Here is a 22,191-nt window from a genome sequence, read left to right on the forward strand (position 1 = left end):
TTTCTTAAAAGAAATGCGTACATACGTCTGTTCAAACAGCCAAAAAGCCGCGAGATGGTTGGCCACACCGAGAGGGTTAATGATATGCTAGATTTGCATCATAGATTCAACAACAAGGAGGGCCCGATGAAGAGGCTGAAAAAACTGCTGAAAAGCAAGTTCGTTTTGGTTTTGCTTGTCCTGATTTCATTTGCATACGTAAACAACAGCTCTCTGTTTTCGAAAGGAAGCAATGAACCCCCTTTGCTGCTGGCGCACCGGGGAATGGCCCAGACCTTTCATATGGAAGGAATCACCGGGGATACGTGTACAGCGGAGAGGATTTACGAGCCGGAGCATCCGTTTTTGGAGAACACGATCCCTTCCATGGAAGCGGCATTCCAGGCTGGAGCGGATATTGTAGAATTTGACGTTCAGCCCACCAAAGACGGCAAGTTCGCCGTTTTCCACGACTGGACCCTTGGCTGCAGGACCAACGGACAAGGGGTTACCCGGGAGCATACCTTGGCAGAGTTGAAGCGATTGGACATCGGGTATGGCTATACGGCCGACCAGGGAAAAACATACCCTTTCCGCGGCAAGGGAACCGGCCTGATGCCGTCGCTCGAAGAGGTGCTGGCTCATTTTCCCGAGCAATCGTTTTTGATCCACGTGAAAAGCAACGATCCGACCGAGGGAGAGCAGCTCGCCGCATTTCTGTCCGCCTTGCCCGCCGAAAGGTTGGACAAGCTGACTGTCTACGGCGGAGATGAACCGATCGACGCCCTTAAGGAAAGGCTGCCAGGCGTTCGGGTGATGTCGAAAGCAACCATGAAAAGCTGCTTGATCCCCTACATAGCTGCAGGCTGGACAGGGTATGTCCCGGCGGCATGCGAACATACACAGCTGCATATTCCGGAAAAAATCGGCCCTTGGCTATGGGGCTGGCCGAGCCGTTTTCTCGAGCGTATGGACAAGGCGGATACCCGCGTGATCGTGGTGGGGGGCGACGGAAGCGACTTTTCCAGCGGATTTGACACTCCCGAAGATATAAACAGGCTGCCCTCTGGTTATACCGGCGGCATCTGGACAAACCGGATTGACCGGATTGCCCCTCTGTACAAACAGTAGAGGCGCGTTTATTGAGGGTTCTGCCCGATTCAGAGCGATTGACATCGTTTACTCGATCTGTTTAAATCAAAATAAGTTAATCACAAAGTGACGGAGACATGGAGACCCACTGTTGAATTTCCCGATGAAGGGGAGTTTGATGAAAGGTGGGTTTTTTTCTGTCTGCCTGTTGGTTCGCGGTAAGATCGAGCTGGTCGATGCATCCTAGTTGTAGGAAGACGTTATCGAAAGAAAGGTGGATCTTCATGGATTTTAACGGACAAAAGATACTTCCTGCTGCCCGCCATATGAAGGATTTTGATCATATCTTGGAATCTCCTTTCGAATACGGGGTGTTTCTCGATACCCATATCGCCCAGTTAAAGGGCTTGTACGACATGGCGGAGAAACTTAAGAAAAAAATGTTTTTGCATGCCGATCTTGTGCAAGGCTTGAAAAACGACGAATACGCCGCCGAATTTCTTTGTCAGCAAATCAGGCCGGCGGGACTGATTTCGACCAGATCGGGCGTTATTTTGAAAGCGAAGCAAAAAGGGGTATTGGCCATCCAACGAATCTTTCTGCTGGATACCAACGCATTGGAAAAAAGCTATCAGCTATTGGAGAAGACACAGCCCGACTTTATTGAAGTCCTCCCTGGCGCCATGCCTGCCATCATCAAGGAAGTGTATGAACGAACGAAGATCCCGATTTTGGCAGGAGGCTTGATCAGAACGATTGAAGACGTGAACCTGGCGTTGCAAGGGGGAGCTACCGCGATTACCACGTCCAACCGGAAGCTATGGGAGCATTTTACCCCGTAAGGCGGAGTCGCTTCCCATTGGACTTGGGCAGGAAGCGGCTCCCGACTCCCAAAAATGGCAGAATCATTTGCCGGATGGTAACGAGCGGTAATTTGCAGCTTTGGCTTTTAAATAGCGGTATATTATGTTATATTACTGTATAAGTTAATATTTCGTCTGGAGAATCGGAGAGACCTCACTGCATTATAGTTTAGCTATAGTGTTTGCTGGGGTCTCTTTTTGTTTTTCTGTACAACCTTGGGAGGGAATGGAATGGCAGAGACATTTTCAAGCGCGCAGAGAACCAAGAGATTGCAAGAAATGAATAATCAGCTCTTTGATCTCGTAGTGATCGGAGGAGGAATTACGGGAGCGGGCATTGCCCTTGACGCGGCAACGAGGGGAATGAAGGTGGCCTTGGTCGAAATGCAGGATTTTGCTGCGGGTACGTCCAGCCGTTCCACCAAGCTGGTCCACGGCGGCCTGCGCTATTTGAAGCAGTTTGAAGTGAAGATGGTTGCGGAAGTGGGCCGGGAGAGGGCGATCGTGTACGAAAACGGCCCCCACGTGACAACGCCGGAATGGATGCTGCTGCCGATCCACAAAGGCGGGACCTTCGGCAAATTCTCGACATCCGTCGGTCTGCGGGTCTATGATTACTTGGCCCAGGTAAAAGGCTCGGAGCGCCGGAAAATGCTGAACGTCCAGCAAACGTTGGCCAAGGAGCCGCTAATCAATCAAAAGGATTTGTTGGGCGGAGGCTATTATGTAGAATACCGTACGGACGATGCCCGCTTGACCATAGAGGTGATGAAAGAAGCTGCAGAACGCGGGGCGCTGCCGGTAAACTACGCCAAGGTCGAGGAATTTTTGTATGAAAACGGCAAGGTGACTGGCGTAAAGGTCGTCGATCAGCTGGATGGCGCCGAATACAGACTGTACGGAAAGAAAATCGTAAACGCGACAGGACCTTGGGTGGATACGCTTCGGGAGCGGGACAACTCCAAAACAGGCAAATTCCTGCAGCTCTCGAAAGGGGTCCATCTCGTCATCGACCAAAGCCGGTTCCCGCTGAAACAGGCTGTCTATTTTGACACGCCCGACGGTCGCATGGTGTTCGCCATCCCTCGCGACGGAAAAACATATGTAGGGACAACCGATACGTTCTACAAGGAGGAGATTTCCCATCCGCGGATGACGAAAGCCGACAGACAGTACCTGCTTGAAGCTATCCGGTACATGTTTCCCGCGCTCGATATCAAAGAAGAAGACGTCGAATCAAGCTGGGCAGGCGTTCGGCCGCTGATTTACGAGGAAGGAAAATCGGCCTCGGAAATATCGCGCAAGGACGAAATCTGGCAATCGGGTTCGGGATTGATCACCATCGCCGGAGGGAAGCTGACAGGGTATCGGAAAATGGCCGAGATGGTCGTCGACATGGTCGCCGATCTGCTTCGAAAAGAGGGGAAAGGCACATTTGCACCTTGTGCAACGAAGCATATGCCCATTTCCGGCGGAAAAGTGGGAGGCAGTGCGAGCTTGCCCGCCTTTATCGCAAGGAAAACCGAAGAGGGCGCGAAGTACGGCTTTACCCGCCAGCAAGCAGAGCGACTGGCCCGTTTTTACGGCTCCAATGTAGATGAGCTGTTCCGCATCGCCGAGGGGCATGCCCAGGATGCCGCCGAGTCCGGGCTGCCGCTTGACTGGTTCGCCTCCTTGCGCTACGCGATGGAAGCGGAAATGGCTGTGAAGCCGGTCGATTTCCTCATCAGACGGACTGGCGCCCTGTTCTTCCGGATTAACGAAGCGAAACAATGGAAGGATGCAGTAGTGGCGTACATGGGCAGCTATCTGGGATGGAGCGAATCGCAAAAAGAGGCGTATCAAAAAGAGATCGAGAAGCATTTGCACGACGCCGTCACGCCGCTGGAAGGATAAACGCTGCAGGGGCATATTGCGAGAGCAGCAAAAAACCGCAAACAAACCATAACAAAAGAACCGCCCTTTGAGACAGAGGGCGGTTCATTGCTGTATGCTGCTTCGTGCTTGCGGGGCGGTCGGAGCGTTTTCAATTGTTTCCAGAAGCGCTCCTGGGACGATCAGAAACAGGTATCCGATCAGAAAGAAGCATTCTTGGAAACGGCTCCGCCCGAAACGGAAAGTTTGAGCTTTTTTCGCTGAAACAGGTTGTTGCTGATCAGAGCCAAAATAATCAGGAACGTTCCTCCGGCATCATACACCGTGATCTGATAGCCCTGCCAAACGGAGATCAGAAACGTGGTGACAGGGACAAAATTGATAAACAGGATGCCGTTGATGGGGGTGAGCAGCTTGATCCCCGCATTCCAGCTGAGCAGCGCCAGAATGCCCGCGACGCCGATCATGAATCCGAGCTCATACCGTACGGAAAACACTGTTTGAAGCGAGGGTGCATTCAGGATATCCATGGCCGTCAGCAGCAGGACGACCGCCAGGGAGGTGCCGGTGCCAAGCACACAGCTCAAGGTGGAATACCGCAGCACCGACCAGGACTCGAAGTGATTGCCGCCGATCGTGTAGATCACCCAGCCCAGCACTCCGAGAAGGATCAGCAGGACCGGAAACAGGCTGCCCCCTCCCAGCAGGAAGGAGCGGAAATCGCCTTTCGTAATCACCAGAAAGCATCCGACCAAAGCGAGCGCGATGCAGCCAATCGTAAACGACTGCGGCTTTTGTCCTTTGTACATCCACAGCACGAGCACGGACAGCATCGGCATGAGCGCTTCCATCACGGATGCGAGGATGACGCCGGAGGTTCCCAGTTGGTTTTGGCCCCAGAAGACCAGCAGATTGTATATCGTAAACGCCATGGTTCCGAAAAACCAGAGCGAGACTCCACGACCATCGAGACGAAGCGCTTGTCTGCCTTCCCTGATCCAGAGCAAGACAAGCAGCAGGAGGGAAACGACGGAATAACGGATGACGGAAAAGAAAAACGGGTCCAGATGGGCGAACGCGCTTTCCGCGACGGGAAACATGGCTCCCCACGCCATGCTGGCGATCAGGCAGAGCAAGGCCCCTTTCATGATGTGCTCTTTGTTCATTATGAAGACTTCCTTTCGCTATTCACTTGTGCTAACAAATTTTTCACGATGACTATCATATTGCGAAAAGACCATCATGTAAAATGAATGAAAATGATGAAATGTATCATTTCTGGTGATACAATAATGGGAATAGAAAAGCGGGTGAAACACAGAAGGGGGGAGCGGAAATGGAGATCAGCGATCTGCGGATTTTTCAGACGGTGGCCGAGCTGGGGAGCGTCAGCAAAGCGGCGAAGGAGTTAAATTACGTCCAGTCCAATGTGACGGCCCGGATTCAGCAGCTGGAGCTGAAGCTGGGGACCGAATTGTTTTATCGGCATCGCAGAGGAATGAGCCTCAACCCCGAGGGGAAAAAGCTGCTGGGGTACACGCAGAAGATACTAGCGATGATGGAAGAGATAAAGCTCGCGTTCCAGGACGAGGAGGACCCGTCCGGCCCGCTCCTGGTCGGCTCGGTGGAGACGGTCAGCTGTTTGCCTGACATCTTGTCCGCCTACCACAAAAAGTACCCGCGCGTCGACTTGTCGCTGATGACCGGCGTTACGGAGCATCTGATCCGGGACGTCCTCCAGTACGAGCTGGACGGGGCGTTTGTCAGCGGGCCCGTCCAGCACCCGGAGCTCGTCCAGGAGCCTTTGATCGAAGAAGAGCTGGTCTTGATCGCCAGGGCCGAGGGCGGGCCCCGGTCGCTTGCGGAATGCAGCACAAGGCCGCTCCTGGTGTTTCGCTCCGGCTGCGGCTACCGCTCTCGCCTGGTGCAATGGCTGGGCAGTCAGGGCATCACGCCGACAAAAATCATGGAGTTCGGGACGCTTGAGACGATTTTGGCTGTCGTCGCGTCGGGGTTGGGGGTTTCTTTGGTTCCCCGTCCGACCGTGTCCCGGTTGGAGAAGGATGGGAAGATTCGCTGCTTTTCGATTCCCGATGATTATGCCACGGTCTCGACAGTGTTTATCCACCGACGCGACTCACACATGGCGGGAACGATGAAAAAATTTCTGGAGACGATCGAGGCGCATCGGGCAGGGTGAGAGGAGCACAACGAAAGCATATCCGAGAGGCGAAGCGCCTTTTTTTGGCAGCGCCGTTGTGCTACACTATCCAAGCGAGCTTCATAAACCGATAGAACGGGAGGAAATCGAATGGCAACGCATCTTGCAGATACCACCGTCTTGAACAACGGAATCAAAATGCCTTGGCTGGGCCTGGGCGTATGGAAAGTGAAAGAGGGGGATGAGGTGCAGCGTGCGATCCTGTCTGCGATCGAGACCGGATACCGCGCGATCGACACCGCTGCCGTTTACGGCAACGAGGCTGGCGTGGGCGATGCGATTCGCGACAGCGGGATTGCCCGCGACCAACTGTTCATCACGACCAAGGTGTGGAACTCAGATCAAGGCTACGACACGACATTGAAGGCGTTAGACGAAAGCATGAAAAAGCTGCGCCTCGATTACCTCGACCTGTATCTGGTACACTGGCCGGTGCAAGGCAAGTACGTGGATACGTGGAAAGCGCTGGAAAAGCTGTACCGCGACGGATACGTGCGCGCGATCGGGGTAAGCAACTTCCATGTGCATCACCTGGAGGATTTGAAAAAGAACAGCGAAATCGTTCCTGCTGTCGATCAGGTAGAGTACCACCCGCTCTTGACGCAAACGGAACTGCTCTCCTATTGCAAGGAAAACGGCATCCAGATGGAGGCGTGGAGTCCGCTGATGCAAGGCAATCTCGATCAGCCCGTGCTGGCCGAGATCGGACAAAAGTACGGCAAGTCTCCTGCACAAGTGATCCTGCGCTGGGACCTGCAAAACGCCGTCGTCACCATTCCAAAATCGGTCACGCCGGAGCGCATCCGCCAAAACGCCGACGTGTTCGATTTCGAACTGACAGGCGAAGAGATGGAGCGAATCAGCGCTTTGAACCAAAACAAGCGCTTTGGTCCGGACCCGGACAACTTTGATTTCTAGCATAGACAAATGCCCCGGCCTCTGTGAGAGCAGTCGGGGCGTTTTTTGTTAGGAGATTTTCGGAAAACGGGTACCAAAACGAAAGGCTCCGTCCGTTCTCCTTTGGACGCTTTACCGTTTGTACGAGCGGATGCGGCGGTACTGGCTCTTGTCCTTCAGCTTCAGAAAAAGCGTGATATCGGGCCGCAGGTTGGCTTCGATGATCCAGACCCGTCCGGAGGAATCCAAAGCCATGTCCAACCCGTATTCCCGCTGATTCGCATAGTAGGTAGTCAGTTGATTGGCGGCCGCGATGGCTACCGCTTTCAAGCGCTGGATCAGCTGATCGGCGGATGCGGCCCCAAGCGATGAGAGCTGAATCGCGGTACGCAGCGGCAGCACCCTTCCTCCGCTCCGTTTGATGTTGGTGATGATGTAGCCAGCCCCGGCCACCTTGGCGAGCATTCCGGTGACGACCCACGGTGAGCCTAAACGGCGCTGGACCATGACCCGGATATCAAATGGACGGCCGTTGACGCGGGCCAGCGAGATCCCTTTCTGCAACAGATACGTTGTTGTGATTTGGCTGCGGATGAAACGGTAGGTGTCTGACTTGCCGCGAATCGTGCGACGGCGGCAGCCCCGGTGGACCTGGTAGCGGTTGTCCCCGAGGCTGGTGACCAGGATTACGCCGGCCCCGCCGCTGCCAGCGATCGGTTTGGCAATGACTTTTTGATGCCGTTTTAAAAACTCGCGGAGCGTGTGCTTGGAAAAAAGACGGGTCTGGGGGAGAGTAGGGGACAAACGTGAATTTCGTCGCAAGATACGATATTTTTTCAGCTTGGTTTCATTGTATTTACCCACGAACGGTCATCCCTCCATGTGCTGAAGTCAAACGTGCGCTCCTTTTCAATCTATGTTCCTGTCAGCGCATCGCGATGGGGAGGTGTCCACTCTGGAGAAAATTAGGTGAAGCGGCGCCCGCCATAATGCCGTAGCGCTCGCGTATTTTGGCGAAACGTTCGCCAAATGCGCCGCTAACCAGCCAGGGCAACGACACCTCGACGAGTCCGTCTTGTAATCCGCTCTTTACTCTTAGCCGCTTTTTTTCGTATACTTAAAATAGAACATCATTTCATCAGATGAAACGTACGGAACCGATTTTAGCGAAGCAGGTGGAACGAATGGAAGAACAGAAAGCGAACGTGCGAGCCGTAGAGCGGGCACTGGATATCCTGCTCTGTTTTACGGATGCAACCGATCTGGGCTTGAGCGAGATCGCCGGGCGGTTGAGTCTGCATAAAAGCACGGTGCACCGCTTGCTGGCTACTCTGGAAAACAAAGGCTTTTTAATCCGGGACGCACAGACGGAAAAATACCGGTTGGGATTTCGCGTGTGGGAGCTGTCGGTGAATTTGGCGCATTCCGATGATCCGGCTACCCTTTGGCTGCCGGAAATGGAGCGCTTGCGGGATGTCGTCGGGGAAACGATCAGCTTGTACGTCCGCGACGGAAATGAGCGGATTCGCATCCAGGCCGTTCAGAGCAATCAGGCTATTCGACGGGTGGCTCCTGTCGGGGCGCGCATGCCGCTGTCAGTGGGGGCGTCGAGCAAGGTTCTGGTCGCTTACGCGGAGCCGGCCGTCAGGGAAGAAGCGCTGAACGACCCGCTTTGGCCCGAATCCATCGACCGCGAAGCGTATCTGGAGCAGCTGGAACAAATAAGGCGGCAAGGCTTTGCCACCAGCGTGGAAGAGCGGGAGCTCGGAGCAGCGGCAGTGGCCGCTCCGATTTTTAACCGGAACAACAAATTGGTCGCTGCGCTGGCTGTGTCGGGTCCCTCCAACCGCCTGACGCCGGAAAGAATGATGGAAATTGCAAAGCCGATCATGGAATCGGCATATCGCATGGGAAAAATGCTGAAATGAACGAAAGAGAAGGGCAGTCCCTCAAGCAGGTTATCTACTGCTTGGGGGACCGCCCTTTTTTCATCGCCTTCCATTCGTTCAGGAGCAGGTTCCAGAACGGTTTGACCGCGTTTTCCGCGAGATATGGCTTGCCTCGGCTTTTTACGTACTGGCACATCTCCCGGTAATAGTCAGGAGCTGACAGGCGCCTGTAGCACGCCAGAATGTCGTGTTCATTCTTGACAAAGAGCGGATATTTCTCTCCCAGCAGATGGACGTTGCCGACGGTTTTGGTGGTGAGGACGGGCACACCCAGCGCCATGTACTCCAGGACACGGGAAAGGTACGAGTGAGACGGATTTTTGTCCGAGGTGTTGTCGTATATCAGCGCAAGGCCAATTCCGCTTTGCAGAATCATCCGTTTTGTTTCCCACATCGATTTTTGGCCGTGATTCCGTACGCCTCGGGATTGAAGCAGCTTTTGCGCCTCTTTCCGGTAGCGGATCACGATAGACGGATAGAGCACGTTGAGCTTTGCCCCGGGAAATTCCTTGCGAATCAGCCGGATGGCGTCTACAGCCGTTTTCAGCCCGTAGCGGGGGCGGATCACCCCGGCCATGATCAAATCCAGCGGGAGGTTCGGCTGAATCGGCTCCTCCTCCTCGGCGTATCCTTCCACGAACTGGGGAAGAACCTGAATTTTGCGATCCAGCTCCCGAGCCGAATACCTCGTTTTCCGTTCCAGATACTCACGGTACCGCCTGGCGTTGGGCACGGTTTGAAAAAACACCATGCGGGAGTTGTCGAACAGGTGGTCAACCTTGTTCATGATGACCGGATCGTTCAGGTTGTAGTGGATCGACAGGAACAACAGCTTTTTGCCCAGAGAGGGCTTCTTTTTGATAAACTCGCGGGCCTGTGTCCGGTTGCGGATGAAAATAAAATCGTAGTCATGCTTCTGATCCAGGCGGATGATTTTGCTGTTCAGCTCTTCCGCTTGAAAAAAGCGAACGTGGCGGAAGTGAAAGCCGCCCATCCCGTCTGCGTATCGGAACGGCAGGACACAGTGCAGGATGAATCCCTCGCGCTCTTGGGCCGGTAACCGTTCCACTTCCCGGTCGATCGCCTGGAGCATGATGAAAAACTGCAGCACATTCCCTTTTGGCTTGAATTTTTCCAGGTGGCAAGAAAAACAGATTTTCACGAAATTCTCTCCTTAGGTTCACTCTCTACCAACGTATGCAAATGCCCGGAGAGCGGGGAAGAAAAATTTCAGCTGGAAGAATGGCGGGGAAAAGGAGAAAACTTGTTGACATAAAAGTTAACTCAAGTTAATTTATTTATATAAGTACATTTTTTGGCGCGAAGGAGGTGTACGTATGGAACGAAGCATTCCGCTCAGGGATTGGAAAAAGGCAAAAACGAAGCAAGCGTTGCTGCATGCGTGTCTGGAATTGATCGGAGAGAAATCCTTTCGCGAGGTGTACGTGGAAGAGATTTGCAAAAAGGCGGAAATCTCCAAAGTGACCTTTTTCAAGTTCTTTCCGCAGAAGGAAGATTTGCTGGTTTACTACATGCGGCTGTGGGTGACAGACCGGATGTTGGAGCTGGCTGATTCGTCAATAAGGGGGCTGCCGGCGCTGCGCTTCGTGTTTCAAAAGGTGGATGAAAGCGCCAAGCGGCACCCGGGCATTATGCTGAGCCTGATCGGCTTCTTGTCCGAAGTGAAAATGCACCCGTGCATGCCGGAGCTGACGGAGGCGGAACTCCATTTGTACTACCCGGGGAGAGAAGAGCTGGCGGGTTCGATTGTCCCTCGTCTGGACGTGTTGTTTCGGCGCTGTGTCGAGCAGGCCGTGGCTGACAGGGAAATTGCGGCTGATGCCAATGTCGATGAACTGGTTATCGGGATGCATACGATTTTCTACGGTGCCTATTTGACCGCCCACCTCTGTCAATCGCAAGACTTTCTCGGATTTTATGAGCTTCATGCCAAACTTTTATTCAGGTAGGTGATCCGTATGCGAACATTTATACCCGGACGGTATACGGCGGATCTCGAGGGTCCGTTCGTGGTGTTTGTGATCGGCTTGCATGTCAACAGCTGGCTCGCGGTGAATCAATGGCTGCCTGTCGTCAAGGCGATGAATGGGATGCTGCGCGAGCTGTATCAAAACAAGGAGCTGGGTTTTCTCGACGCCGCCTTTCTCATGGGCTCGCGGGGACCCGTCCAGATTCAGTATTGGCGTTCGTTTGAGCAGCTGGAGCAGTATGCCAGAGGCGGCGAATTGCATCTGTCCGCATGGAGGGACTTCAATCAAAAGGTGGCGAAGTCGGGGAAGGTCGGATTTTTTCACGAAACGTATCTGGTGGAAGCGGGCAAATACGAGTGCATGTATGTGAATATGCCTGTGTACGGATTGGCGAAAGCCGGTCAGCACGTTCCGGCAGTTGGCAAAAGGGAGACCGCCCGGCGAAGGCTGGGGGGAGAAAACGCCCCCGCCGTTCCGACGCCGGACGCGCCCTGACGGCGGGCAAACGGAAAATACCCTGGCTTGATGGGGGCTTGACCCGCATGAGACCAGGGTATTTATCTATTCGATCATCAAAATTTCGCGAATGTCCTGTTCCGTCAGGGAGGACAAAGCTTCCGCCCCAGGCTTGATCACTTCTTCGATCAGGTGCTTCTTTTTTTGTTGGAGCGCGTACATTTTCTCTTCGACGGTGCCCTGGGCGACGAGGCGAATGACCTGTACAACCTTCTTTTGACCGATCCGGTGGGCGCGGCCGCTGGCCTGTTCTTCCACAGCGGGATTCCACCACAGGTCGTACAGAATCACGGTGTCGGCTCCGGTCAAATTCAGTCCGGTTCCCCCGGCCTTCAAGGAGATCAGGAACAGGTCCCGCTCCCCCTCGTTGAACCTGTTGCACAGCTCGATCCGCTCGGCTGCGGGCGTTTTCCCGTCAAGATAAAAAAACGGCACTCCCTGATAGCCCAGCTCCCTCCCGATCAACCCCAGCATCTCGGTAAACTGCGAGAACACCAAGAGACGCCTTCCCGCGCTGCGGCAATCCGCTACAATCTCCAGCAGCTGCTCAAACTTGGCGGAGCTGCCCGCGTAGTCTTCGATGAACAGAGCAGGGTGGCAGCACAGCTGGCGAAGACGGGTCAAGCCAGCCAGGATTTTGATCCGGTTTTTATCGAAGGTCTCCTCGTTCAGATGCTTCAGCGTCTCATGCTGCAGTTTGGACAAATAGCCGACGTACAACTTCTTCTGTTCCGGCAGCAGCTCGGAGGCTTGCAGCGATTCGATCTTTTCCGGCAGCTCCTTCAGCACGTCCGCTTTTACGCGGCGCAGCAAAAAGGGGCGGACCCGCTTTGCGACCGCTTCCCTGGACATCTCGTTGAATATCCGGCGACGCGGCAACAACCCGGGAAACACCGCATCAAAGATCGACCAAAGCTCCTCCAGTGAATTCTCCACAGGTGTCCCGGTGAGGGCAAAGCGGTACTGGGCTTGGAGTTCTTTTACTGCCTGCGCCGTTTGCGTGGCGTGGTTTTTGAACGCCTGGGCCTCGTCCAGAATGAGCGTATGGAACGATTTTTTCGCATACAGCTCGATGTCTCTCCGCAGGAGCGGATAAGAGGTAATGATGACGTCAGCCTCGGAAGCATCCCTCAAGGCAGCGCCGCGCTCGGTCTTGCTCCCGTCCGCGATGACCGTCTGAATGTCCGGAGCGAACTTCTTCAGCTCGTTTTTCCAATTGTACATAAGCGAAGCGGGGGAGACGATCAGTGCCGGCTGTCTCCGGCCTCTGATCTCCGGCAGCACGGAGACAAGAAAGGCAATGCTTTGCAGCGTTTTTCCCAGCCCCATGTCGTCTGCGAGGATGCCCCCGAACCGGTAGTGGGCGAGCGTCTTCAGCCATTGGAAGCCGTATTTCTGATAGTCGCGCAGCACGGAAGCCAGGCTGTCCGGCACAGGGAAGTCGAGATTGTCCGGATTGCGCATGTTTTCCAGCAGCTGGCGGAACGATTTGCCCAGCTTGACGGCATTCCCTTGCCGGGGGGAATCGATGAAATGCAGGCCGCGGGTCACCGGAAAGCGGAAGTCCGCACCTTTCAGCTCTGCGATGCGGATGCCCATATCGTCGATCAAGCGGCCGATTTCTTGAAAGGCTTCGTTCTCCAGCGGCACAAACGCTCCGTCCGGCATCCGGTAGTATCTGCGTTTCTCCTCGACGGACTGGAGCAGCTGGCGGATGTGAGACTCGGGAATTCCGTCTATCTCAAATGTGAATTCCAGCCAATTGGTCCTCTCGTCCAGATTCACGGTTACCTTGGGAGGAGTGTACCCGGTGTGAAGGCGCATTTTTACGGCAGAGGTGGCGTATACCGTCAGCAGCTTCTCCAGTTCCGGTACGACGTGGTACAGAAATTCATACTGCCCGTCCTCATCCTCCATGAAATAGCCGCCCTCAGTTCGCGTAAAAGGGGATTGCTCCATCAGCTCCAGAATTCGCCGTTCCTGCTCTCCGTCCCTCATCAGGATGCGATCGGAGCCGCGCTGCTGCCCGTCGCCCTCCAATGGGTTGATCACAATGTCTCCGTACTGAAACTCCAGCCCGGCCAACAGCCGGTCCTTTACTCGATCCAGATACAGCTTTGCCTTCAGCTGTGTTTGGATGATGCGGTCAGAGACGGAGCGGGCGATGTTGACGCTGCCGAGCTTCATCAGGCCGGGTACCACGGTGACCATGAAAGGCTCCATTTGCGCTTCTGGAATCATGATTTGCCGTTTGCGGGACGCCTCAAGCATTTGCTTCAGCTCGGCCAATCGTTTGCACTGGTCATCAGGCAGCTTGATCAGCTTCCCTGCGGAAACGACGATTCCGTACGATTCCATCACAGTGATGTCTTCCAAGCCCTGGACGTCCATCTGATAGCCCTCCGCATCGGCTTGGTCGAACGCAAAGCGGAGCGGCATCAGCTCATCGGACAGGTGAACGCCGGAGAATGTCTTTTCTCCAACCATCACCTGCACGTTGGGAGCGGCAGCGAGCAGGCGAAGGAGCGCCTCCCATGAGACAGGGGGAATGAACAGCATCCGTTCGCCGCTCACGCTCCTGGTTTGGGCGAGATGCGCGCTTACGGTTTCGCGGTACAGCTTTTCGTTGTGAAAGATGTGAATCAGCTGCCTGATGACGGCGTCGTCTTCCGCCCCAAAGCGGTGATGCTTCGGATCGTACGTGAAGTGCTTGGAGAAGACAAAGGATTCTCCGCGTTCAATCCGTTCGAGGAACTCTCTTATTTTCTGGACGATGTACAGCCGTTTCGGCCCGACCTTGAGCTCGATGCCGAACATCTGCTTGCGAAAGCCGTACGCGACCGGTTTCAGGGTAAAGGAGACATCCAGAGCTGTCCGGGTGTCAAAGAGCGGCCGTACATGGTTGGGGCGGGTCGGCCTTTCGCCAAACAGTCCCAGCACGCGGTTGGCCAGCTGCACATCCGCCGCCGCAATCCGCGTCGGTTGGCCGGCGGCGGTGGAGGAGCGAGGGGCAAGCTGCGGGGAAGGGTCCCCATATGCACCTGCCAAAGCTTCCGAACGCCGCCGGGCCGCCTGTGAATAGCTCTGCAGCAGCTCGTTCCGCTCCATATCCTGGATGCCGTGCAGCACGGCGGCGATGTGCTGGCAGTATTGGTCGTAGGAACCGAGCGAGGGGCAGGAGCATTCGGCCTCCACGTCCCCGTTCGGATGAAACTCGATGGCAACCTGGTAGCTGCTGCTCGCTGCTTTGACCGTGGCTTCATAGACGGAAGCTTCGGGATCGCAGCGGGTGAACGTCACTTTTCTGGCCCGATAGTAAGCTTTTCCCCTGTCAGATGAGATTCGGCCGCACAATGACGTGATGATCCCTTTGGTCAACTGAAAGCTCATGGATTTGATCCTTCCTCGATAGAAATAGTCTTGTTTCTTATGATAACACACAACAGAGCCCCTCCGGGCAGAGTGCGGGTCTCGGCACTCCGCCAAAAAGGGGCCAGTGGTGCTGTGATCTATCCGTCAAGCTTAGAAAGGAGGCAGGTTGTCCAGATTGTTCTCCTTGATTCCGTCCGGCTCGCTCCGCAAAATGTCGCGGCCGTATTTGTGAAAGACATCGACGTGGGCAAGCTGCCCTGCCTTTGCCTCCTGCAGGGCTGTCACATAATCCAGCTCCCGGCCCGTATTCGTCTTGAAAGCGATCAGGTCGCCATCGTCATTTTTGCGGACAGCGACGATGCTTTCCTTGCCGTTGGCGGAAGCAGGGGCACCCATCCCGCCGCCATTCTCCTGCCGGGCCTGCCGTTCGCCTTCAGCCTTGTACGCTTCGTAAATTTGTTCAAAATCGCGTTGGTCCATCCTCAAAGTCCCTCCTTTAGTAGTAGGGTGCCATACCGGATGAGGAACATACATTCGTTTTGCGTTTTGGGACAAAGCGATTGGCTTGCAAAAAAACAGGCAGAACACCGTAAAACGATGTCTGCCTGCTATGGGTGGGTGCTGTAATGGAAATTGCTTAGCTTACGCTGTTACCGGCTTGCCTTCGTCGAGCAGCTGACGCAGAACGGTTTGCAGAATACCGCCGTTGCGATAGTAGTCTACGTCAACCATGCTGTCGAGGCGTACGATTACGTCGAATTCGAAGCTGCTGCCGTCTTGGCGAGTAGCTTTCACTTTGACGCGTTGGCCAGGCTGAACATTGTCAGAGAGGCCGACGATGTCAAAGGTTTCGCTGCCGTCGATGCCGAGAGACTTCCAGCTTTGGCCGTCTGCGAATTGCAGCGGCAGTACGCCCATGCCGACCAGGTTGGCGCGGTGGATACGCTCGAAGCTTTCTGCGATAACGGCTTTGATGCCGAGCAGGAAGGTGCCTTTTGCCGCCCAGTCGCGGGAGGAACCGGTACCGTATTCTTTACCGGCCAGAACAACCAGTGGAGTACCGTCTGCTTGATACTTCATGCACGCATCGTAGATGGACATGACTTCGCCTGTCGGGAGGTATTTGGTTACCCCGCCCTCGGTGCCGGGAGCCACTTGGTTGCGGATGCGGATGTTGGCAAACGTACCGCGCATCATCACATCGTGGCTGCCGCGACGGGCGCCGTAGGAGTTGAAGTCTTTGCGCTCTACGCCGTTTTCCTGCAGATAGCGGCCAGCCGGGCTGGTCGGCGAGATGTTTCCGGCAGGAGAGATGTGGTCAGTCGTGACAGAATCACCGAACAGCGCGATGGTGCGTGCTTTCAGTACTTCGTCGATGTGGCCTACGTCTCCGGACAGGTTTTGGAAGAACGGCGGTTCTTGGATATAAGTGGATTTTTCATCCCACTCGTACAGATCGCCAGTCGGAGCGTCGATTTTGTTCCACTCTTCGTTCTGTGTGAATACTTTTGCGTATTGCGCACGGAACAGCTCTGGATTCATCGCTTTGCCCATCGCTTCGTTCAGCTCTTGCGGAGTCGGCCAGATGTCTTTCAGGTAGACTGGTTGACCGTCGCTGCCAGTGCCGATCGGGTCTTTGGTCAGGTCGATGTTCACGTTGCCAGCCAGCGCGTATGCGATGACGAGCGGAGGAGAAGCGAGGTAGTTCGCTTTCACCTGTGCGTGAATACGGCCCTCGAAGTTGCGGTTGCCGGACAGGACAGCAGCTACAGTCAGATCGTTGTCGGCGATTGCCTTGCTGGTTTCTTCCGGCAGCGGACCGGAGTTACCGATACAAGTGGTGCAGCCGTAACCGACGACGTTGAAGCCAATCGCGTTCAGAGAGTCGATCAGACCAGCGTCGATCAGGTATTGGGTAACGACACGGGAACCCGGAGCCAGGGAGCTCTTTACGAACGGAGGCTTTTTCAGGCCTTTTTCAACCGCTTTCTTCGCCAGGATACCTGCGCCCAGCATAACGCTCGGGTTGGAGGTGTTGGTACAAGAAGTGATTGCCGCGATGACGACGGAGCCTGTTTTCAGGGTCGCAGTTTCACCGGTCGGATAGTTTACTTGCGCTTCAGCAGCAATTTTTTCTTCGGACAGACCGAAGCCGCCTTTTTCGATTGGCGTACGCAGGCTTTCGTTGAAGGATTCCTTCATGGAAGTCAGCTCTACCCGGTCTTGCGGGCGCTTCGGACCAGCCAGGCTCGGTACTACCGTGGACAGATCCAGTTCCAGCGTTTCGGAGAAGGCAGGATCTGGTGTGTCGTCTGTACGGAACAGGCCTTGCGCTTTGGTGTAGGTTTCCACCAGGTTGATCAAGGATTCTTCGCGGCCGGTTTGACGCATGTAGTTGAGCGTTTCCGCGTCTACAGGGAAGAAGCCCATGGTCGCGCCGTATTCAGGAGCCATGTTCGCTACGGTAGCGCGGTCAGCCAGCGAGATGTTGGACAGGCCAGGACCGTAGAACTCTACGAACTTGCCGACAACGCCTTTTTTGCGCAGCATTTGCGTGACAGTCAGAGCCAGGTCGGTAGCGGTAGAGCCTTCTTTCAGGGTACCGGTCAGCTTGAAGCCGACGACTTCCGGCGTTACGAAATAAAGCGGTTGGCCGAGCATTCCTGCTTCTGCCTCGATACCGCCGACGCCCCAGCCGAGTACGCCCAGACCGTTGATCATGGTGGTGTGGGAGTCGGTACCTACGAGAGAGTCAGGGAAAGCGACGAGCTCGCCGTTTACTTCGCGGGTAGCGATGACCGAAGCGAGGTACTCCAGGTTTACCTGGTGAACGATACCGGTCGCAGGAGGAACCGCGCGGAAGTTGTCAAAAGCCGTTTGAGCCCAGCGCAGGAAGCGGTAACGCTCCTGGTTGCGTTCAAATTCCAGCTTCATGTTGTTGTCGAGAGCCTTGTCGTTTCCGAAATCGTCAACCATGACGGAGTGGTCGATGACGAGATCAACCGGTACGAGCGGGTTGATGCGCTTCGGATCTCCGCCGGCGCGCTTCATGGCGATGCGCATAGCCGCGAGGTCTACGACAGCAGGAACACCGGTAAAATCTTGCAGGACAATACGTGCAGGCATGAGCGGCACTTCTTGATTGCCGTCGCGTCCTTTTGTCCAGTTTGCCAGTTGTTGTACGTGTTCTTTGGTAATGGCGCGGCCGTCAAACTGACGTACTGCCGCCTCCAACAGGACTTTGATCGAGAACGGCAGCTTGGAGATCTCGCCGATTCCTTGTTCTTCCAGGCCTTGCAGGCGGTAGTATGCGTACGCTTTATCGCCCACTTGCAGGGAAGACTTCACGTTGTAAGCATCGTGTGTAGCCAATGTGCATAACCTCCCTAATCATTTCGGGGTTTCATCTGGTGAAACATAGTTTCGTTTCTTCATTACGAACCTATTATACTCGATTTGTTTCCCGGCTTCTACCCCAAATTTCATCCTTTATACACAAATCACTCGGAAAAACACGATGCCGCTTTGATGGCAGAAGCAGGAAAAATAACTTGACTCCCTGTATTATCCCGTTTACATTCCGTTTACATTCATACGGTATCTTTTCTCTTGCCACGCACAAACCGGATGGGAACAATGCCTAGCCATGGCGACCTGGCTTCGACACTGGGAAAAGGAGAGAAAATGGATGTCAGACGGGAAACAAGCGAACAGAAATCTGATTTTGACCGGAAATTCTCGGCAGCGCCAGCCTGCAAAAGCACAGGGGGGCCTCGCCGGAAACTGGCTGAGACGCAAGCGAAAAGCGACGAGCCAGCACTGAAATGGTGTAAAGTGTTGCTTAGAGGAAACGGAAATATTTCAGGATAGGAGAAATCGCTACCTATGGAAAAAACATATACGCAAACGAAAACGGGAAACTGGCGAGCATTTTACGAACTGATCAAACAGACAAATCCGTCCAAGCTGAAACTGGGCATCGCCTTGTTCATGAGCGTCGCCACAACGCTAGTCAGTCTGGTAATCCCGCTGTTTACGCGAAATCTCGTGGACAGCTTTACGCTCGCTTCGATCACCCCCGGACAGATCGTGCTGCTGGTTGCTGCCTTCATTGCCCAGGCCGTCGCCGGAGGACTGTCCATCTACCTGTTGAACCACGTGGGGCAAAGCATCGTGGCCGCTCTCCGGGACCGGCTGTGGAAAAAGCTGCTCGTCCTGCCTGTCAGCTACTACGACAACCACCGAACGGGGGAAACCATCAGCCGGATGACGAATGATACCGGTGTGGTAAAAGGGCTGATCACGGATCATCTGTCAAGTTTTTTCACCGGCATCATCTCGATCATCGGTTCGGTTGCGACGCTCCTTTACCTCGACTGGCAGATGACGCTGACGATGCTGATCGCCGTTCCGCTGTCGCTGCTCATCTTGGTTCCGCTGGGGCGGCAGATGTACAAAATCTCGAAGGGACTGCAGGACGAGACCGCCAGCTTTACGACGATCATGAACCAGGTGCTGTCGGAAATCCGCCTTGTAAAGGCTTCCAACGCCGAGCCGCACGAGTACGACAGCGGCAAGCGGGGAATCGAAAATCTGTTCCGCTTCGGCTTGAAGGAGGGCAGAGTACAGGCGCTGATCGGTCCGCTCATCTCGTTTGTCCTGATGGTGCTTTTGGTCGTCATCATGGGGTATGGAGGGATGCGCGTTTCCACGGGTGCTCTGACTGCGGGAGAACTCGTCGCATTCATTCTCTATCTGGTCCAGATCGTGATGCCGCTCGGGCAGTTCACCCAGTTCTTTACCCAGCTGCAAAAGGCAATGGGCGCGACAGAACGGATCATCTCCACGCTGGAAGCAGGCGAAGAAGACCATGCGTCAGGGCGGCCGCTGGAGGACGCGGGGCTGCCGATCAGCATCGACCGGGTGACGTTCGCCTACGAAAACGGCGAGACCATCCTCGACGATGTGAGCTTTCAGGTCGAGCCGGGGAAAGTGACGGCGATTGTCGGACCTAGCGGCAGCGGGAAGACGACGCTGTTCTCCCTGATTGAAAGGTACTACCAGCCGACTGGCGGCTCGATTCGCCTGGGCGACCACCCGATCAGCGACTTTACGCTATCGTCTTGGCGGAGCAAGATCGGTTACGTATCCCAGGAAAGCCCGTTGATAGCGGGAACCATCCGGGAAAACATCTGCTACGGAATCTCGCGGCCTGTCAGCGAACAGGAGCTGAGAAAAGCCGCCGCGATGGCATACGCCGACCAGTTCATCGACGAGCTGCCGGACGGATACGAGACCCAGGTCGGCGAAAGGGGCATGAAGCTTTCGGGCGGCCAGCGCCAGCGCATCGGCATCGCACGGGCGCTGCTGCGGGACCCGCAAATCCTGATGCTGGACGAAGCGACCTCCAGCCTGGACAGCAAATCCGAGATCATCGTGCAGCAGGCGCTCAATAATTTAATGAAGGGACGCACGACGCTCGTCATCGCCCATCGCCTGTCTACCGTAGTCGATGCCGATCAGATTGTCTTTATGGAAAAAGGAAGAATCACCGGAAAAGGCACACATGGAGAACTGCTTGAAACACATGCGATGTACCGCGAATTTGCCACACAACAGCTGCGGATGAAACAGGAGGTGTAGGCTTATGGCCAAATTGCTGATTGTCGACGATGATCCGCACATTCGCGAGCTGGTCAGGGTCTTTTTGCAAAACGAAGGCTTCGATATTCTGGAGGCTGCCGACGGTCGGGATGCCCTGGCCGTCATGGAGTCGGACCAGGCGGATTTGGTCGTCCTCGACATCATGATGCCGCATATGGACGGATGGGAGCTGTGCCGCGAGCTCAGGAGACATTACGACATACCGTTGCTCATGCTGACGGCCAAGGGAGAGACCGCGCAAAAAATCAAAGGCTTTGAGCTGGGAACGGACGATTACCTCGTCAAGCCGTTCGAACCGGCCGAGCTCGTCGTCCGGGTCAAGGCGCTATTAAAGCGGTACCGGATCGCCGCCTCCCATACAGTGCAGGCCGGTTCGCTGCAATTGAACCGGAAGACATTTGAAATTGGAATGGGCGGCAAAAGCCTGACGATTCCTCCCAAAGAGTTCGAGCTTTTGTTCAAGCTGGCCAGCTATCCAGGGCAGACCATCTCCCGCGAGCAGCTGATCGAACAGATTTGGGGATACGATTTCGAGGGGAATGAACGGACGGTCGACGTACACATCAACCGGCTGCGGGAACGCTTTCCCGAGCCGGAGTGCGGCTTTTTGATCCGCACCGTCCGCGGCCTCGGGTACCGGCTGGAGATCAGTCCATGAGAAAGCACCCTAACAGAAAAATCTGGCTCAGAGTGCTTGGCGTGATCGGCTTTCTCATCTACATCAATCTTTGTTGGTCTGCGGCATATTGGCTCACGTTTGCGTTGTATCAAAAAATCGGGATCGCGCCTTCCGAGTTTGTCAGGGGGTTGATCAACTCCTTTTCCGGTTTTTTCATTTTCTTTTGCACGATGTTTCTGCTATCGCGGCTGGTCCGTCCGCGGCATGTCGAGCTGTTTCAACTGCTGATCGACGCATTGCGGCGCATCGCCAAAGGGGATTTCAGCGTCAAGCTCGATATTAAAATGGAGGACCGGTGGGGACAGCTCGTCGAGAACATCAACCATATGGCGGAGCAATTGAATGAGATGGAGCAGATGCGTCAGGAGTTTATCTCCAATGTGTCGCACGAAATCCAGTCCCCCTTGACCTCGATCAGCGGCTTTGCCCGCGCCTTGCGTAGAGAGAACCTCAGCCGCGATGAACAGCTCCATTATCTCGACATTATCGAGACGGAAAGCAAGCGCCTCTCGAAGCTGAGCGATAACCTGCTGAAGCTCACATCGCTGGAAGCAAAGCAGCATCCGATGGAGCGGAAACGGTACCGTCTGGACCATCAGCTCCGCAACATCATCCTGGCCTGCGAACCGCAGTGGCTGGGGAAAGAGATCGAGCTGGACGTAGCGCTGGAGAAGGTGGAGCTCGTCGCGGACGAGGACATGATGAGTCAGGTCTGGAACAACCTGCTTAGCAACAGCATCAAATTTACCCCTCAGGGAGGAAAGATCAGTGTCCGCGCTCAACGAACAGGGGGAGAGGTAGTCGTGCAGATTTCCGATACCGGCATCGGAATTTCGCCGGAGGATCAGGAACGGATATTTGAGCGGTTTTTCAAGGCGGACAGATCGCGGAATCGGGCCATGGGGGGCAGCGGGCTTGGGCTTTCCATCGTGAAAAAAATCGTCGGCCTGCATCAGGGAAGGATCGCCGTACAGAGCCAGCCAGGCGAAGGAACAACCTTTATCATTACGCTCCCGGAAGAGAAAAGCGAATAAAAAAACAGCGAAAGTCCCCTTTCCTTCATGCAGAAAGGGGACTTTCCGCTGTGCTTATC

At 54.9% G+C, this 22,191-nt stretch carries 18 protein-coding genes; 12 read left to right on the plus strand and 6 right to left on the minus strand.

Annotated elements, in window-relative coordinates:
- The first annotated feature begins 126 nt into the window (after positions 1-126).
- The 3 genes from Q3F21_RS01390 to Q3F21_RS01400 all read left to right on the plus strand — a co-directional run bounded on the left by Q3F21_RS01390 (position 127) and on the right by Q3F21_RS01400 (position 3,830).
- The gene (locus tag Q3F21_RS01390; RefSeq protein ID WP_340249393.1) at positions 127-1,110 is read left to right on the plus strand and encodes a glycerophosphodiester phosphodiesterase family protein; all 984 of its coding nucleotides are present in this window, start codon (positions 127-129) and stop codon (positions 1,108-1,110) included.
- 245 nt (positions 1,111-1,355) lie between these two features.
- A complete protein-coding gene (locus Q3F21_RS01395; protein ID WP_340249395.1) occupies positions 1,356-1,913 on the plus strand; it encodes a glycerol-3-phosphate responsive antiterminator in 558 nt (185 codons plus the stop codon).
- Positions 1,914-2,165: 252 nt separating this feature from the next.
- Positions 2,166-3,830 (plus strand): glycerol-3-phosphate dehydrogenase/oxidase, encoded by a 1,665-nt coding sequence (locus Q3F21_RS01400; protein ID WP_340249396.1) that lies wholly within the window; start codon positions 2,166-2,168, stop codon positions 3,828-3,830.
- 179 nt (positions 3,831-4,009) lie between these two features.
- Here the strand turns inward: Q3F21_RS01400 and Q3F21_RS01405 are convergent, their stop codons facing one another.
- Positions 4,010-4,975, minus strand: coding sequence for a DMT family transporter (locus Q3F21_RS01405; protein ID WP_340249398.1), 966 nt, complete (start codon positions 4,973-4,975; stop codon positions 4,010-4,012).
- A gap of 170 nt (positions 4,976-5,145) precedes the next feature.
- Between Q3F21_RS01405 and Q3F21_RS01410 the strand changes: the two genes are divergently transcribed.
- Positions 5,146-6,009, plus strand: coding sequence for a LysR family transcriptional regulator (locus Q3F21_RS01410; RefSeq protein ID WP_340249400.1), 864 nt, complete (start codon positions 5,146-5,148; stop codon positions 6,007-6,009).
- Positions 6,010-6,120: 111 nt separating this feature from the next.
- On the plus strand, positions 6,121-6,948 hold the full coding sequence (locus Q3F21_RS01415) for an aldo/keto reductase (protein WP_340249402.1): 828 nt from the start codon (positions 6,121-6,123) through the stop codon (positions 6,946-6,948).
- Between the two features lie 111 nt (positions 6,949-7,059).
- Here the strand turns inward: Q3F21_RS01415 and Q3F21_RS01420 are convergent, their stop codons facing one another.
- Entirely contained in the window at positions 7,060-7,791 is a 732-nt protein-coding gene (locus Q3F21_RS01420; protein WP_340249404.1) for a YheC/YheD family protein, read from the minus strand.
- 320 nt (positions 7,792-8,111) lie between these two features.
- On the opposite strand from Q3F21_RS01420, the gene Q3F21_RS01425 reads away from it, so the two are divergent.
- Positions 8,112-8,855: an IclR family transcriptional regulator gene (locus Q3F21_RS01425; RefSeq protein WP_340249407.1), complete on the plus strand. Its 744-nt coding sequence runs from the start codon at positions 8,112-8,114 to the stop codon at positions 8,853-8,855.
- A gap of 34 nt (positions 8,856-8,889) precedes the next feature.
- On the opposite strand, the gene Q3F21_RS01430 is transcribed toward Q3F21_RS01425, so the two are convergent.
- Positions 8,890-10,038, minus strand: a complete 1,149-nt coding sequence (locus Q3F21_RS01430; RefSeq protein WP_340249409.1) for a glycosyltransferase family 1 protein — start codon at positions 10,036-10,038, stop codon at positions 8,890-8,892.
- Between the two features lie 175 nt (positions 10,039-10,213).
- On the opposite strand from Q3F21_RS01430, the gene Q3F21_RS01435 reads away from it, so the two are divergent.
- Both Q3F21_RS01435 and Q3F21_RS01440 read left to right on the plus strand, forming a co-directional pair.
- Positions 10,214-10,846, plus strand: coding sequence for a TetR/AcrR family transcriptional regulator (locus tag Q3F21_RS01435; RefSeq protein WP_340249411.1), 633 nt, complete (start codon positions 10,214-10,216; stop codon positions 10,844-10,846).
- A gap of 9 nt (positions 10,847-10,855) precedes the next feature.
- On the plus strand, positions 10,856-11,362 hold the full coding sequence (locus Q3F21_RS01440; protein WP_340249413.1) for a DUF4188 domain-containing protein: 507 nt from the start codon (positions 10,856-10,858) through the stop codon (positions 11,360-11,362).
- Between the two features lie 66 nt (positions 11,363-11,428).
- On the opposite strand, the gene Q3F21_RS01445 is transcribed toward Q3F21_RS01440, so the two are convergent.
- The 3 genes from Q3F21_RS01445 to acnA form a co-directional block, all read right to left on the minus strand.
- Complete coding sequence (locus tag Q3F21_RS01445; RefSeq protein ID WP_340249416.1) at positions 11,429-14,773, minus strand: SNF2 helicase associated domain-containing protein; 3,345 nt, start codon at positions 14,771-14,773, stop codon at positions 11,429-11,431.
- A gap of 132 nt (positions 14,774-14,905) precedes the next feature.
- Positions 14,906-15,235: a DUF3892 domain-containing protein gene (locus tag Q3F21_RS01450; protein WP_340249419.1), complete on the minus strand. Its 330-nt coding sequence runs from the start codon at positions 15,233-15,235 to the stop codon at positions 14,906-14,908.
- A gap of 162 nt (positions 15,236-15,397) precedes the next feature.
- Positions 15,398-18,127, minus strand: a complete 2,730-nt coding sequence (gene acnA, locus Q3F21_RS01455) for an aconitate hydratase AcnA (protein WP_340249421.1) — start codon at positions 18,125-18,127, stop codon at positions 15,398-15,400.
- Positions 18,128-18,443: 316 nt separating this feature from the next.
- Between acnA and Q3F21_RS01460 the strand changes: the two genes are divergently transcribed.
- The 4 genes from Q3F21_RS01460 to Q3F21_RS01475 all read left to right on the plus strand — a co-directional run bounded on the left by Q3F21_RS01460 (position 18,444) and on the right by Q3F21_RS01475 (position 22,132).
- Entirely contained in the window at positions 18,444-18,578 is a 135-nt protein-coding gene (locus tag Q3F21_RS01460; RefSeq protein ID WP_340249424.1) for a hypothetical protein, read from the plus strand.
- Positions 18,579-18,640: 62 nt separating this feature from the next.
- A complete protein-coding gene (locus Q3F21_RS01465) occupies positions 18,641-20,398 on the plus strand; it encodes an ABC transporter ATP-binding protein (RefSeq protein WP_340249427.1) in 1,758 nt (585 codons plus the stop codon).
- A gap of 4 nt (positions 20,399-20,402) precedes the next feature.
- Positions 20,403-21,077 (plus strand): response regulator transcription factor, encoded by a 675-nt coding sequence (locus Q3F21_RS01470; RefSeq protein ID WP_340249430.1) that lies wholly within the window; start codon positions 20,403-20,405, stop codon positions 21,075-21,077.
- Entirely contained in the window at positions 21,074-22,132 is a 1,059-nt protein-coding gene (locus Q3F21_RS01475; RefSeq protein WP_340249432.1) for an ATP-binding protein, read from the plus strand. The genes Q3F21_RS01470 and Q3F21_RS01475 overlap by 4 nt, the downstream gene beginning before the upstream one ends.
- The last annotated feature ends 59 nt before the right edge of the window (positions 22,133-22,191 follow it).

Origin of the sequence: Brevibacillus borstelensis (assembly GCF_037834415.1) — a bacterium.
Classification (GTDB): Bacteria; Bacillota; Bacilli; order Brevibacillales; family Brevibacillaceae; genus Brevibacillus; species Brevibacillus borstelensis_A.